We start from the raw sequence: 14851 nt of genomic DNA, 5'->3' as shown, positions 1-14851 counted from the left end.
GGACGCGTCTCAGCCGGCGTCGCGGCGAGGGTGGGGGCGCCGGGTGTCGACGTTGCCGGCCAGGGACGTCAGGAGGCCGGGCAGCCCTGCCACCGTCTGTCCGGCCAGGCCGGTGACGGTCTCCTGAGCCAGGGCGCACCATAGCCGCTTGACCTGGTCGGTCAGGGCTCTGCCGCCGTCGGTGAGTTCGACGACGGTGGCGCGCTGGTCGCCGGGGGCGGGGCTGCGGCGGATGTGGCCGGCGGCTTCGAGCTTGCGGGCCATGAGCGTGACGCTGGGGCGCTCGACGCCGAGCGCCTCGCTGAGCTGGGCCTGGATCATCGGGCCGGACCGGACGAGTTCGAGCAGGAGCGCCTCCTGGCCGGGGTGCAGCCCGAGCGGGGCCAGCAGTTCGGCGGTCCTGGCCCGGTGGCGCAGGCTCAGCAGCCGGATGGCCTGGTTGATGGCGTCGGCCTGGTCGAACTCCACGGGCACTCCTTGACAGATTAGTTATGCGCATAACTATTATGCGGATAACGTTATTCGCGTAACCAACTGTACGCAACCATCAGGGAGCCGTCATGACCGCGAAGGTCGCCGTCGTCTACTACAGCGCCACGGGCACCGTGCACGCCCTGGCGCAGGCCGTTGCCGAGGGCGCCGCTTCGGCCGGGGCCGAGGTGCGCCTGCGGCGGGTCGCCGAACTGGCGCCCGAGGCCGCGATCGACCAGAACCCGCAGTGGCGGGAGCACGCCGACGCCGCCGCCACGATCGCCCAGGCCACGGTCGAGGACCTGGCGTGGGCGGACGCGTTCGCGTTCGGGACGCCGACCCGGTTCGGCGCGCCGGCCGCGCAGCTCAAGCAGTTCATCGACCAGGCCGGCGGGCTGTGGCGGGAGGGCGCCCTGGCCGACAAGCCGGTGACGGCCTTCACCTCGGCCTACAACCGGCACGGCGGCAGCGAGGCCACGATCCTGTCGCTGGGCAACGTGTTCTACCACTGGGGTGCGCTGATCATCCCGCCCGGGTTCACCGACCCGGCCGTGTACGCCGCCGGCGGCAACCCCTACGGCGTCTCCGCCGTGACCGGACCGACCGGAGACGACCTCAAGAACGCGGCCCTGGACGCCGCCCGCTACCAGGGGCAGCGGCTGGCCCGGATCACGATCCGGCTGCTGACGGGCGGCCGCGCCACCGACCCCGCGTCCGGGGCCGAAACGACCCTCCAGACCGCGTGAGCGGCCGGACCCTTCCCGCCTAAAGGAGACTCTCGTGACCTCCCAGCTCTCCGCGACCCCCACGACCGGCGGCCATGCCAAGGCCCGGACCGGGCCCGCGTGGATGATCCTGGCGCTGGTGTGCGCCTGCCAGTTCATGGTGATCCTGGACTCCTCCATCGTGAACGTCGCGCTGCCCTCGATCGATCGGGACCTCGGCTTCACGCCCGCCGGCCTGGCCTGGGTGGTGAACGGCTACCTGCTCACCTTCGCCGGCCTCATGCTGCTGGGAGGCCGCGCCGCCGACCTGTTCGGGCAGCGCCGGATCCTGACCGCCGGACTGGTGCTGTTCAGCGCCGCGAGCCTGGTCGCCGGCCTGGCGCCCCTGCCGCAGGTCCTGGTGGCGGCCCGCGCCGTCCAGGGCGTGGGCGCCGCCCTGCTGGCCCCGACGACGCTGGCCGTGATCAACACCAGCTTCCCCGAGGGCCGCCGGCGCGCCCGCGCGTTCGGCGCGTGGTCGGCCGCGGGCGGTGTCGGCGGGATGGCCGGCGCCGTCGCAGGCGGCGCCCTCACCACCGGGCTGTCCTGGCGATGGGTCTTCCTGATCAACGTGCCGATCGGCGCCGTACTGATCGCGGCGGCCGTGCGGGCGCTGCCCGGCACCCGGACCGCCCGGGAAGAGACCCTCGACATCGCCGGCGCGGTCACCGGCACGGCAGGGCCGGCCGCGCTGATCTACGGGATCATGCACGGCACCGACCACGGCTGGACGTCCCCGACGGTCCTCGTGCCCGCCGCGGCCGGCCTGCTCCTGCTCACCGTCTTCATCCTGGTGGAGGGACGTTTCGCCGCCCACCCGATGATGCCCCTGCGGCTGCTGCGCATCCGCAGGGTGGCCGTCGGCAACGGCATGCTGCTGCTGTTCGGCGGGATCGCCATCGCGATGTGGTACTTCACCTCGCTGTTCCTGCAGAACGTCCTCGGCTACGGCGCGCTCCAAGCCGGGCTCGGGCAGACCCCCGCGGCGGTGACGTTCATGGTGATCGCGCGATCGGCCGCCGCGCTGCTGCCGCGCACCGGCGTACGGCCCTTGATCCTCGCCGGCGGCGCCTGCTTCCTGACCGGGTTCGGCTGGCTCTCCCAGGCCCACGCCGGCAGCGGCTACCTCAGCGGCATCCTCGGACCCACCCTGCTCATCGCCACCGGCATCGGCCTGACCTTCCCCACCCTCATGGCCGCCACCACCGCCGACGTCCCCGACCGCGACGCCGGGACCATCGGCGGGCTGGCCCAGACCGCCAGCCAGGCGGGCGGATCGCTGGGCTTGGCGGTGCTCGCCACCGCCGCCACCCGCGCGGCGCACGGCGGGAACTCCCCGGCCGCCCTCGCCGCCGGCTACGACCGTGTCTTCCTCATCGCGGCCGGATTCGCCCTGGCCATCGCGGCAGCCGGCCTGCTCCTGCCACAGCACCGGCGCGCGACGCCCGACTGAACGAAGGCACCCGGACCGGCGCGAGCGGCCCCGGCCGGTCGGCTGCGGGTCCGTCGCTGCGGGCGTTGGGAATTCAGCGGCGGTGGTGCGAGAAAGGGCCCTGGGATTCACGGCGGGTTCACTTGCGCGGATTAGCGTCGCGGCATCCGTCCGGAAGGCCCGGCTCATGGACCATGTGACATTCCTGGTGGTCGTCGTGATCGTCACGGCGCTCGCCTTCGACTTCACGAACGGTTTCCACGACACCGCCAACGCGATGGCCACCTCCATCGCGACCGGCGCGCTGCGTCCGAAGGTGGCGGTCGCGCTGTCGGGGGCGCTGAACCTGGCCGGCGCGTTCCTGTCGGTGGAGGTGGCCAAGACCATTTCCGGCGGGATCGTCAACGACCGGCTGGTCAGTCCCGCGATGGTCTTCGCCGGGCTGGTCGGCGCGATCGTGTGGAACCTGCTGACCTGGCTCCTCGGCCTGCCGTCGAGCTCCTCGCACGCCCTGTTCGGCGGGCTGATCGGCGCGGTCTGGTTCAGCGCGGGCTCGGCCGGCGTGCATTTCGACACCGTGCTGGAGAAGATCCTCATCCCGGCGGTGGCGGCGCCGTTCGTCGCCGGTTTCGTTGCGGCGACCGCGACCTACCTCGCCTACCGGATCACGTCCCGCGGGCATCGCGAGACGGTGGACACGGGCTTCCGGCTCGGGCAGATCGCCTCGGCGTCCCTGGTGTCCCTGGCCCACGGCACCAACGACGCGCAGAAGACGATGGGCGTCATCACCCTGACGCTGATCTCGTCCGGAGCGCTGGACCCGGGCTCGGACCCGCCGGTGTGGGTGATCGCCGGCGCCGGCCTGGCCATCGCGCTCGGGACCTACATCGGCGGCTGGCGCATCATCCGCACGCTGGGCAAGGGCATCACCGAGATCCGGTCGCCGCAGGGCTTCGCGGCCGAGTCGGGCTCCACCGCCGTCATCCTGGCCTCCTCCCACCTGGGGTTCGCGCTGTCGACCACCCAGGTGTGCTCCGGCGCGATCCTCGGCTCGGGCATCGGCCGCAGGCTCGCCGAGATCCGCTGGACGGTGGCGGGGCGGATGGCGGTGGCCTGGCTGCTGACCCTCCCGGCCGCCGCCGCGGTCGGCGCGCTCGCCGCCTCGGTGGCCACCCACGGCAACGCCGGCGTCGTCATCGCCGCGGTCGCGGCGGTCGCGTTCGCCGCCGGAATCTACCTGATGTCCCGCCGCGCCCCCATGCGTCCCGCGAACGTCAACGAGACGCCGGAACGGTCTTCCGAGCAGCTCCCCACCGCCGCCTAGGAGGCTGACATGGACATCAAATGGGGCGCCCTCGGCCAGGTGTTCGTGGTCAGTCTCGGCGCCACGGTCGCCGTGGTGGTCATCTTCTCCCTGGGCATTTTGGCCGCGTCCGCCCGCCAGACCAGCCAGGGACAGGACCGCTCGTCGGCCGCCCCAACGGTGACCGCCGCACTGTGCTTCAGTGCATGCGCCGCCATCATCGTCTACGGGATCTATCTGATCGTCCCTCAGTTCCACTGACGCACACCGCACCCTGCTCCCGGCCGGGGAATCGGGCGAGTTTCAGGATTTCATCCGTTGGCCATCGGGGTGACGCCCGGATACCGGCAAGAGCTGGCACATTCTCGCCATGTCCGCGGACCTGACCGCCGCCGCTCAACGCGCGGCCCCGTCACCCTCGGTGGATCGCCGTCGGGCGGTTTCGGCGTGGCTGCTGCCGGGTGGTCTCGTGCTCGCCTGGCTCGTGGTCCTGCTGACCCATCTGCGCACTCCCGTCCCGTCCGACCAGCTCAATTACATGGAAGCCGCGGCGCGGTTCCCGAAGCCGATCGAGGCCACCACGGAGATGCACCAGGTGACCCGGTTCGGCCTGATCGTTCCCGCTCGCCTGGCCATCGCCGTGTTCGGGTACTCGCAGGCCGCCTACGCGACCGTGCCCGTGCTGGCCGCGCTGACGCTGCTCCTCGGCACATACGCGCTGGGTACCGCGCTGTTCGCCCGGTCGGTGGGGACGGCCGGCGCCCTGGTCGTGGCCGCGGCGACGCCGGTCTTCGCCGACTCCACGGACCTGCTGCCCGACGTCCTCGCGGCCGGTCTGTTCACCTGTGCGGCGGCTCTGGCCGTATCCGCCGCCCGCCGGCCGGACCCGCCCGGCAGGGCGCTTCTGCTCACGGTGGGAATGCTGCTCGGCTGGTCCTACCTGGCCCGCGAATTCGTGGTCTTCATGTGGCCGGTGGTCCTGGTGCTGCTGTACCGCAGGGTGCGCCTGCCCGGAATGGTCTGGGTGATGGTGCCGATCGTGGTGATCGGGGCCGCCGAACTCCTGCTGTGCTGGCGGCTCTACGGTGACCCGCTGGCACGGGTCCTGGCGATCACCGGGCACGGCCAGCGGCCGTCGGCGCCCGACATCGCCTCGACCTACCGCGACAAGCCACGGATGCTGTACGTGCTCCGGCTGCCCAAGACACTGCAGACGTATCCGGACGGCGATCTGCTTGTCGCCCTGCTCGGCCTGACCCTGCTGGGCGGGCTGCTCCGGCCGCGCCGGATGGCGGTCCCCGTCGTCGCCTGCGCGCTGCTGTGGGTGCCGCTCACCCTGCTCGGCGGCGTCCTCGACCCCAGCGCTCCCAAACTGCGGCTCCAGCTGATCCGGTACTGGTTCCCCGTCTTTCCCGAGTTCGTGCTGGGCGGGCTGGGGCTGCTCTGGCTCGGAGCGGTGCCCCTGGCCGGGCGGCTCCCCGATCGGGCGCGGTTGCGGCTCGTCCTGCCGGCCGGGCTGGTGCTGGCCGTCGCCCTGATCACCTGCGTCACCGCCGCCCGGTCCTGGTGGGAGGCGCCGTCGACCCGGGCGGGCGGCGGCACCCAGATGGAGTCGCTGCGTTCGTGGATGCACGATCACGACAGCCCCGGCTCCCGGGTGTGGGCGGACCCCCGCACCGGCAAGGTGCTCCGGGTCTACCAGGACGGCGCCTGGGGTGGACGGGCGTGGTCGACCCGGATCCGCGCCGTCCGTCCGGAGTCCGAGGGGCCACGGCCGGGAGACCTTCTCGTGCTGTACGACACCGACAGCGGACGGCTGTGCGCGGTCTGCCGAAGGGCCGCTCAACCCATGCTGGCCGATCCGACCTGGACGGGACCTCGCTGGCAACAGGTCTACGGAACCCCCGACCACGTCGTCCGCGTCTACCGGCTCGCACAATAAGCGTCCGGACGACGTCTTCACGGCCCCTTGCTCGATGGCAGCGGCTCAGCCGACATCGAGCTGGAGGAGGACTTGTCCGGACCGGCTCAGGGTGATCTGGACGTTGGCGATGGGAGCACGACCGTTCGTCCGCACCGAGATGGAGCCGGTCAATCCGTCCTGGGAAGGGACGGGGACTACCGCCAGGACGCCCGGTTTGGTCTTCAGCCAGTTCGCCGTCGCCACTGTCTCCTCCCTCACCTGTTGCTCAGTGCACCGGCCGGGGCACGACTTCACGAGCGTCTCGTGCAGCACGCCGTCTCCGGCGTTGCGTTCCGACTTCAGGTCGAAGCCGGCGGGCGCACCGAGCTCTTTCGCCGCACGCCGGTTGTTCTCATAGGCCGGGTCGGTCCGCTGCGTCATCAGCAAGACGGTGACCGTGACGGCAATGACGACCGCGAGTGCCGCTGCGACGAGCACCGCGATGAGCACGGCCGGCCTTCGACGTGGCGGGCCGCCGGGAGCGAACGGCTGCGGAGTAGGAGGAGCGTACTGGCCGGGTGGTGCGGGGTGGGGCGGGATCGCGCCGTGCTGTGCGGGCACCGGTGGCCGGGTCAGCAGGGCCTCGAGCTGGTCGGCGGTCAGCCGTTCGGCCGGATTCTTGCGCAGCAGTCCGGCCAGCGCGGGCGCGAGGGGACCTGCGTGGACGGCGGGAGCCGGTTCGTCGGCGGCCACGGCGATGAGGACGGCTCCGCTGCTGGCGCCGCTGAACGGCGGGTGCCCCTCCACGGCGGTGTAGAGGGTCGCGCCCAGCGACCACAGGTCGGACTGGGCGGTCGCCGGGAGACCTCGTGCCTGTTCGGGTGAGCTGAAACCGAGAGCCCGCGGGAGCGCGTTCGAACCGGCCGGATTCGCCTCGCCCGCCGCGAGCCCGAAACCGGCCAGGACGACCCGATCGCCTTCCAGCAGTACGTTCGCGGGCTTGATATCGCGATGGGTGATGCCCGCCTGGTGCGCGGCGCGCAGGGTGGCCAGGAGTTGCACTCCGATGTCCGCGACCCGCTGCGGCGCGAGCGGTCCCTCGGTCCTGACCAGGTCGTCCAGCGAGCGGCCATGGATCAGCTCCATGACGATCCAGGGATGGCCGTCGCCGTCGACGATGCGGTCGTGGACGGCGACGATGCCCGGATGCCTGAGCCGAGCCACGGCCTGCAAGTCCCTGTCCAGCAGCGCGACCCATTCGGCTCGCCGGGCGGTGTCGAGATCGTCCGGGAACCGCACTTCCTTGACCGCGACCTGCCGGTTCGACTGCTCATCGTGCGCCCGCCACGTGCCTCCCATCGGGCCCTGGCCGAGCAACTCGAACAGGCGATAGCGGCCGGCCAGCAGGGACCCGCGTCTGTCGGCCACGAGCAACAACCCCCTTGGGCACGGCGCCGCGCGAACGAGAACGTCCAAATAGACATTATCGTCTGCCACTGCCCGGCGGTTGCGGCGGCATCGAGTCGCCCTTCCGCGGTTCCGGGCCGGAGGTAATGCGGGTTCTGACCGCGAGTTGAGGGCCTGGTCGTGGAAATTGTGGCCGTAGTTGGTCAAGAACGAGACGTCCGGCCACCCTGCTGGCACGGTGAGTATTCCAGGAATTACAGACGGCGATGATGGGCCGGTGTTCGTCGGGCCGTCCGAAGTCTCCTCTGGATGGGGGCGCTCGTGGTACCGGACATCGTGCTGTTCCCGCACTGCGATCTCCATCTGGCCCTGTCCGGTACGCCGCCGCTGACGCTGCAGGTGTTCGACCGGGCGGTGACGGCCGGCGGGTACACGCTGACGCCGATCGCCCCGGGGGCGGTCGCGGTGGACTTCTTCGCGCCGCATCGCCCGGTCGGGCAGCGGCTGCTCCCGCCGCTGCCGGCGTACAACAGCGCCAACGGGCAGGTCACCGCCACCCAGCCGGGGGTGTACCTGTTCCAGGTCCGGCGCGGCAGCGACTACTTCGTCGGCCGGCTGCAGGTGCACACCTCGATCGCGGCGTGGTGGTTCGGCAACGACTCCATCACCACCGCCGTGGACGGCGTGGCGCACGCCCAGCCGTCGATCTACGCCAAGTTCAGCGACGATCCGACTGGTACGGATCTGATCGGCGACATCACCGGGCACGGGTACGTGACGCTGACGTCGGCCGACACCGCCACCTTCGTGGTCAACCCGCAGGGGCGGCTGCGCGGGCTGCGCGAGACCACCGGCACGCCCGGGACCGTCGACCTGACGGGCACGTTCCTCAACCAGACCCAGCGGCTGCCCGTGCGGGTGGTGGACTACGCCAAGCACCGCCGCGACCTGAAGCCGGTCCAGACGCCCAACGTGGCGCACGCGGCCGAGCAGCACAACATCGTCTTCCTCGCGGAAGGGTTCCGCAAGTCCGACGAGGAGACCTTCGACAAGATCGTCACCCGCGTCGTGGACCAGATGTTCGAGCAGCCCCGGCATCAGCCGTACCCGATGCTGGAGGGCAGCTTCAACATCTTCAAGGCCTTCGGCGCCTCGCAGGAGCACTGCGCCACCGTCGCCTACCGGGTCGCCGACGCGGACCAGACGACGGGGACCGGCGTGCCCATCCCGTTCATCAACAGGGTCAGCGACAACGCGAACGTCTACACGCTGCGGGACTTGGTCGCCAAGGTCGGGCTGCCGATGCGCAACGAGAACAGGGCCAACCTCAAGGCCGTCTGGGCAGGGCAGGAGCTCACCGGATTCGATCCCAGCAAGGTGGACGACACGTTGCTGGGGGCGTGGAAGAAGCACCAGGGGACCGGGATCCTGCACGCGCGCGACACCCTGTTCGGGATGCATCTGGGCTGCCGGTGGGGCGACCGCTTCTCCGATCACAGGGCGGCGGTGACCCCGCCCGCAAGCGACCAGCCGGGCACGCCGGGGCTGCGCGAGTTCATCGCCCGGCTCTATGAGTTCTACAAGCCCGAGCAGGCGACCAGGGCGTTGACGCCGGACCCTCGCAGGCATCCTCCCGAGCGGTTCGCCGGCCGCGGCAGCACCAATCCGGGCAACCTGATCCTGCAGTACCTCGCGGGCCTGGAGTACGCGTTCGCCCCGTTCCCTCACATCGGACCGGTCTGGGAGCCCGACGACGCCCACTTCAAGCCCAGCCGCGGACTGGTCGCCCTCATCACCTACGACGAGGTGAACGGCGGCAGCAACGTCAACAACAACACCCTGACGGCCCTGACGACCAACAAGGGCGAGGGAGTGGAGTTCGAGTACGCCGCGGGCGACAAGCGGGTGATGCGGCGCAAGCCGTCGTCGGAGCCCGACGTCAACTTCACCGAGACCGTCGACACGGTCGCGCACGAGTTCGGCCACAGCTTCGGCCTGAAGGACGAGTACGAGAACTCCGGGGGAGACGACCCGACCGCGCCCGCGACCTCACCGGACGACATCCCGGGCGACAACGTGAGCATGCTGGGGTTCCTGCGGGTCAACCCCGCGCCCGACCGGCAAATCGACGTCACCAAGGTCAAGTGGTTCGCGCTGCCCCGGATGCGGCAGTCCGCACGGCTGGTCATCGACTCCGCGCCGGGTCTCGGCGGCATCGAGATCATGATCGACAAGCGGTACATCGCACCGTGGCAGAAGATCGCGGCGCAGAACCCGCCCGCCGAGGTGCACCTGCGCAACTTCCACGCCAGCCCGCAGGGCATCCAGCTGCCGCTGGCCACCGGCCCCGCCCAGATCCTGACCAACCTGAAGATCGCCCACATCGAGCCCGAGCTGGGCACCATGACGCTCGACGGCCCGGGCCTGCCGCCCGCGCCGTTCCCGACGTTCGCCGCGGGCTCGGCCGTGTACGTGCCGCTGAAGGACGCCGCCGGTCAGGTCCGCACCGTGGTCGAGCCGGCGGTGCGCAAACACCTCACCACTCCCACCCCCGCCAACAGGACGCCGCTGAACGTCGACACCGACATCCTGCACCCCAAGCACGACGTCGATAACCCCAGGTCCATCCCCGACTTCAAGGCGCCCTGCAAGTCCTCGAAGCTGATCGGCGTCTACGAGGGCGCGCTCGACTTCGCGGGCGGCTACTACCGGCCGACCGGGGCGTGCAAGATGCGCCGCTCCGACGACGAGGACAACGACGGCGAGTTCTGCTTCGTCTGCAAATGGCTGATCGTCAACCGGGTCGATCCGGGTCACCACAGCATCCTCGACGCGATGTTCTACCCGAAGGCGAAGAAGAATGGCTGAGCCCGGCACGTTCGACAGGCTGGTGGCCGAGCTGGGGCAGGCGCTGCTGCCGCTGCGCGAGGCGCTCGCCTCCCCGGAGGCCTTCACCGCGTTCCTGCAGAAGCTGGGCTGGCGCGCCGAGGACATCCCGCAGCCGCTGCGCGACCTCGGCAGCGGAGTGGAGACCCTCTACGACGGCCTGACCAGGCTGCTCGGCGAGGGCGGCCTCAACGTCGGCGGCTCCGTGGGCGACGGCGGGGCCTCGGTGCAGATCTCGCCCGACGACGTGAGCCGGGTGCTGCGGGCCTTCCAGGACGTGGTCAACGCGATCAGGGCGATCGCGAACGCCCCCGACTCGGCCATCCCCGCTCCGCTGCGCGCGGACGGCTTCAGGGAGAAGTTCCCCGGCCAGCTCATCGACTTCCTGGTCATCACCTACCTGCAGCGGTACCACCCGTCGATCGGGTTCGGGCTGCGCGCGCTTGGCGTGGTCAAGACGGGCTACGCGTCGCCCGAGGGCAACCGGCCGCCGCACATGAACGTCCGGCTCGACCTGGCGGACCTGCCCAGGACGCTGAGCGACCCCTCGCAGGTGCTCAGGAACGCCTTCGGCTGGGGCGAGGCGGACTTCGACTTCGAGGCGCTGGCCGTGCAGGTCGACAACCTGATGATGGCCATCGGCGTGGACATCGCCACCGCCGAGATCCCGACGGCGAGCGCGGCCGCCCTGCAGGGCACCACTCCCAAGCTGACCGACCCGCCGGTGCGCGGCATCCGGGCGGTCTTCTTCGAACGGGCGCAGGCCTCGGGCCGGATGGCCGCCGAGATGAGGCTGCTGCCGGTGCCCGCGGCGGCCGGGAGCCCGCCCGGCCTGGCGCTGATCCCCGCCTTCAACGGCGCGCTGGACTTCCGGTTCCAGCTGGGCGACGACATCGCCGTCACCGTCCGTACCGACCTGGACCTGCAAGGCGGGATCGGGCTGCAGGTGCGGCCGGACCGCCCGATCGAGATCATCGTCGGCTTCGCGGGCGGCGGCTCGCCGTCGCACGCCGGCGGCTCGCTGGTGGTCAAGGCCGAGCGCGGCGACGCCGCCGCCGACCCGACCGTGCTGCTGGGCTCGCCCGGATCGACCCGGCTGCAGTTCCGCAAGGTCGGCGGCACCGGCGGCATCCGGCTGTCCGACGGCGCGGCGGACGTGTTCGCCGAGTTCGAGCTGGCCGGCCTGGAGTTCGTCTTCGACCCCGGCGAGGCCGACGGCTTCATCGCCAAGATCGTGCCGGACGGCGGCTTCTCCTTCGGGGCCGACCTGACGCTCGGCGTCTCCCAGCGCACCGGCTTCTACTTCCGCGGCACCTCCAGCCTGGAGATCCAGCTGCCCGTCCACCTCAACCTCGGCCCCATCGACATCCGGTCGCTGACCGTCTCGGCCGCCCCCGGCGCGGACGGCCTGCCGATCAGCCTCGGCGCGACGTTCAAGGCCGAGCTCGGCCCGATCAAGGCGGTCGTCGAGGAGCTCGGCCTCGCGGCGACCTTCGGCTTCACGTCCGGCAACGACGGCAATCTCGGCCCGCTGGACGTCTCGCTGGGGTTCAAGCCGCCCAAGGGCGCGGGCCTGTCGGTGGACGCCGGGGTGGTCAGCGGGGGCGGCTACCTGTTCTTCGACCCGGCCAGGGGGGAGTACGGCGGGGCGCTGGAGCTGGAGTTCGCCGGGCTGTTCGACGTCAAGGCGATCGGGCTGATCACCACCCGGATGCCGGACGGCTCCGCGGGCTTCTCGCTGCTGCTGGTCATCACCGCCGACTTCGGCACCGGCATCCAGCTCGGCTTCGGCTTCACCCTGCTGGCGGTGGGCGGGATCGTCGGGCTGAACCGCCGGATGAACCTGCAGGCCCTGGTGGAGGGGGTGCGGACCGGCTCGATCGAGTCGGTGATGTTCCCGCGCGACGTGGTGGCCAACGCGCCGCGCATCCTGTCGGACCTGCGCGCGTTCTTCCCGCCCGAGCAGGGCACGTTCCTCGTCGGGCCGATGGCCAAGATCGGCTGGGGCACCCCGACGCTGGTCTCGGTCTCGCTCGCGGTGATCATCGAGATCCCCGGCAACATCGCCGTCCTCGGCGTGCTGCGCTGCGTGCTGCCCGCCGCCGAGCTGCCGCTGCTGGTCCTGCAGGTGCAGTTCGTCGGCGCGATCGAGTTCGACAAGCAGCGCCTGTGGTTCTTCGCCCAGCTCTTCGAGTCGCGCGTGCTCTTCATGACCCTCGAAGGCGGGATGGGCCTGCTGGTCGGCTGGGGCGACGACCCCGACCTGGTCATCTCCGTCGGCGGCTTCCACCCCTCCTTCAGGCCGCCGCCGCTGCCGTTCCCGGTGCCGCCCCGCATCCGGGTGGACATCCTCAACCGGCCGGGCGCCCGGATCACCGTCTCCGGCTACTTCGCGATCACCAGCAACACGGTGCAGTTCGGTGCGCGCGCCGAGATGGTGCTGGGCTTCGACGACTTCGGCATCTCCGGCCACCTCGCCTTCGACGCGCTGTTCCAGTTCTCCCCGTTCCGCTTCGCCATCGCCATCTCCGCGGGGGTCTCGCTCAAGGCGTTCGGCGTCGGCCTGTTCGGCATCGACCTGGACTTCCAGCTCGAGGGCCCGGCCCCGTTCCGTGCGCACGGCCGCGGCTCGATCTCGCTGCTGTTCTTCGAGATCTCCGCCGACTTCGACATCACCTGGGGCGAGGACCGCGACACCACGCTGCCCCCGGTCGACGTGCTCCCGCTCCTGGCGGGCGAGGTCGCCAAGCCCGAGGGCTGGCAGACCCGGCTGCCGACCGGCGGCGGCAACCCGCTGGTCACGCTGCGCACGCTGCCGCCGACCGAGGACCTGGTGCTGCACCCCCTCGGCTCGCTGTTCGTCCGCCAGCGCGCGACCCCGCTCGCCGTACGGCTGGACCGCATCGGCGCGCAGCGGCCGCGCGACGGCAAGCGGTTCACCGTCGAGCCCCTGTCGGGCGGCGGCCTCGTGCGCGCGTCCGTCACCGCCGACAAGTTCGCGATGGCCCAGTTCCAGGACATGGACGACGCGACCAAGCTGTCGCGGCCTGCGTACGAGGACCAGGACGCGGGGCTGGAGCTGGTGGCGGCGCAGGGCGCGATCGCCTCCGCCCGCGTCGTCAGGCGCAGCGCCCGCTACGAGCAGATCGTCATCGACAGCAGGCTGCGCCGCCGGCCGGGCACCGTACGGCCGGCGACCCGCACGATCGTGCAGGCCGACGGGCTCGTCCGCCGGGTCGCCCCCACCGCCGCGCCCACCAGGACGCTGACCAGCGTCAGCCCGGCCGTGTTCACCCGGCTTCTGGAGGGCAGCAGCACCAGCCGCTCGCCCCTGTCGCAGCGCGAGGCCGACCAGCGCCAGCCGTACGCCCCGGACGAGACCGTGCAGGTCACGGGCCGGCGCTTCGTGGTCGCCCACCTGCGCAACAACGCCCAGGCCTTCCCGCCGGCCTCGCTCGGCTCGGCCACGGCGAGTTTCCGCAGCCAGGCGGCGGCCGAGGACGCCCTCGCCGAGTGGGTCGTCGCGGACCCCGCGCTCATCGGCCGGCTCCATGTCATCCCCGAATCGGAGGCGGCGGCCCGGCCCGTCGCCCCGCAGTCGTGGACCTCCACCGGCTCCCTGCCCACCCCGGCCGTCGCCCCGGCAGCGGTACGGCTGAGCAGCGGCAAGGTCCTCGTCGCCGGCGGTCAGGACGCTTCGGGCAGGCCGCTCGCCGCCGCCGCGCTCTTCGATCCCGTCGCCGGGACCTGGGCCGCCACCGCGCCGCTTGCGGTAGCCCGCGACGGGCACGTCCTCTGCCCGCTGCCGGACGGCCGGGTCCTCGCCGCCGGCGGCGCGACCCAGACCGCGCCCCTGGCGACCACCGAGATCTACGACCCGCTCACCGCGACCTGGAGCAGCGACGTTCCGCCGATGCACACCGCCAGGCTCGGCCATGGCGCCACCGTGCTGCGCGACGGCAGGATCCTGGTCACCGGCGGCACCGGCGTCCGCGGCGACTCGCTCGCGACCGCCGAGGTGTACGACCCGGTCGGACGGCAGTGGACCGAGACCGCGATGACCGACCCCCGCTCCGATCACCAGGCCGTACTGCTCGCGGACGGAAGGGTCCTGGTGGTCGGCGGCGTCCTCAGGACCGGCCGGACCGGCGCCGCGCTCGGCTACTGCGAGATCTACGACCCGGCGACCGGCACCTGGACCCCGACCGGCTCGCTCGCCACACCTCGCGCGGGCCACCAGGCGACGCTGCTCGACGACGACACCGTCCTGGTGACCGGCGGCGACGCCCCGACCGGTCCGGTGCGCGGTCCGTACGACCCCGCCGCCCTCGCCAGCGCCGAACGCTTCAACACCGGGTCCGGCACGTGGACGGCGGTCAGCGACATGCCCGGTGGGCGCACCCGGCACCGCGCCCTGCCCCTGCGCTCCGGCCTGGTGCTCGTGGCGGGCGGCACCCGCGCCCCCGCCTTCGACGGCGGCTTCCGCAGCGCGCTGCTGTACGACCCGGCCGCCGGCACCTGGACCCCCGCGAGCGGCCTGGCCACCGGCCGGTGGGCGTTCGCCGCGATCGACCTGCCCGACGGCCGGGTGCTCGTGGCCGGGGGCCGGACCCGCTCGGCCGCCGCCGCCCCGCACCCCGGCACCGACATCCTCACCCCGACCGCCGAGATCTTCACGCCCTGAC

General features: G+C 71.9%; 9 protein-coding genes. 7 read left to right on the top strand and 2 right to left on the bottom strand.

Annotated features, from left to right (window positions below; all coding sequences use genetic code 11):
- Positions 1–9: 9 nt before the first annotated feature.
- Positions 10–468 (bottom strand): MarR family winged helix-turn-helix transcriptional regulator, encoded by a 459-nt coding sequence (locus QP089_RS21165; protein ID WP_285913448.1) that lies wholly within the window; start codon positions 466–468, stop codon positions 10–12.
- A 92-nt stretch (positions 469–560) separates the two neighbouring features.
- On the opposite strand from QP089_RS21165, the gene wrbA reads away from it, so the two are divergent.
- The 5 genes from wrbA to QP089_RS21140 all read left to right on the top strand — a co-directional run bounded on the left by wrbA (position 561) and on the right by QP089_RS21140 (position 5912).
- Positions 561–1217: an NAD(P)H:quinone oxidoreductase gene (wrbA, locus tag QP089_RS21160; protein ID WP_285913447.1), complete on the top strand. Its 657-nt coding sequence runs from the start codon at positions 561–563 to the stop codon at positions 1215–1217.
- A gap of 34 nt (positions 1218–1251) precedes the next feature.
- Complete coding sequence (locus QP089_RS21155; protein WP_285913446.1) at positions 1252–2688, top strand: MFS transporter; 1437 nt, start codon at positions 1252–1254, stop codon at positions 2686–2688.
- 166 nt (positions 2689–2854) lie between these two features.
- Positions 2855–3991 (top strand): inorganic phosphate transporter, encoded by a 1137-nt coding sequence (locus tag QP089_RS21150; protein WP_285913445.1) that lies wholly within the window; start codon positions 2855–2857, stop codon positions 3989–3991.
- 9 nt (positions 3992–4000) lie between these two features.
- Positions 4001–4231 (top strand): hypothetical protein, encoded by a 231-nt coding sequence (locus QP089_RS21145; RefSeq protein WP_285913444.1) that lies wholly within the window; start codon positions 4001–4003, stop codon positions 4229–4231.
- Positions 4232–4340: 109 nt separating this feature from the next.
- Positions 4341–5912 carry a glycosyltransferase family protein gene (locus QP089_RS21140; RefSeq protein ID WP_285913443.1) on the top strand — a complete coding sequence of 524 codons (1572 nt, stop codon included), beginning with the start codon at positions 4341–4343 and terminating at the stop codon, positions 5910–5912.
- Between the two features lie 45 nt (positions 5913–5957).
- On the opposite strand, the gene QP089_RS21135 is transcribed toward QP089_RS21140, so the two are convergent.
- Complete coding sequence (locus QP089_RS21135) at positions 5958–7301, bottom strand: serine/threonine-protein kinase (RefSeq protein ID WP_285913658.1); 1344 nt, start codon at positions 7299–7301, stop codon at positions 5958–5960.
- 288 nt (positions 7302–7589) lie between these two features.
- Between QP089_RS21135 and QP089_RS21130 the strand changes: the two genes are divergently transcribed.
- Both QP089_RS21130 and QP089_RS21125 read left to right on the top strand, forming a co-directional pair.
- Complete coding sequence (locus QP089_RS21130; protein ID WP_285913442.1) at positions 7590–10148, top strand: M64 family metallopeptidase; 2559 nt, start codon at positions 7590–7592, stop codon at positions 10146–10148.
- Entirely contained in the window at positions 10141–14850 is a 4710-nt protein-coding gene (locus QP089_RS21125) for a DUF6603 domain-containing protein (RefSeq protein WP_285913441.1), read from the top strand. Before QP089_RS21130 ends, QP089_RS21125 begins: the two co-directional genes overlap by 8 nt.
- Position 14851 lies beyond the last annotated feature (1 nt).

This window comes from Actinomadura opuntiae (assembly GCF_030283205.1).
Lineage (GTDB): Bacteria > Actinomycetota > Actinomycetes > Streptosporangiales > Streptosporangiaceae > Spirillospora.
The sequence above is the reverse complement of the archived record's forward strand: the minus strand, read 5'-3'. Positions and strand labels throughout refer to the sequence as shown.

Bases quoted from the DNA above. Each gene is read 5' to 3' on its own strand.
- QP089_RS21130 (WP_285913442.1), top strand. From the start codon at position 7,590: ATGGGGGCGCTCGTGGTACCGGACATCGTGCTGTTCCCGCACTGCGAT.
- wrbA (WP_285913447.1), top strand. From the start codon at position 561: ATGACCGCGAAGGTCGCCGTCGTCTACTACAGCGCCACGGGCACCGTG.
- QP089_RS21140 (WP_285913443.1), top strand. From the start codon at position 4,341: ATGTCCGCGGACCTGACCGCCGCCGCTCAACGCGCGGCCCCGTCACCC.
- QP089_RS21145 (WP_285913444.1), top strand. From the start codon at position 4,001: ATGGACATCAAATGGGGCGCCCTCGGCCAGGTGTTCGTGGTCAGTCTC.
- QP089_RS21125 (WP_285913441.1), top strand. From the start codon at position 10,141: ATGGCTGAGCCCGGCACGTTCGACAGGCTGGTGGCCGAGCTGGGGCAG.
- QP089_RS21150 (WP_285913445.1), top strand. From the start codon at position 2,855: ATGGACCATGTGACATTCCTGGTGGTCGTCGTGATCGTCACGGCGCTC.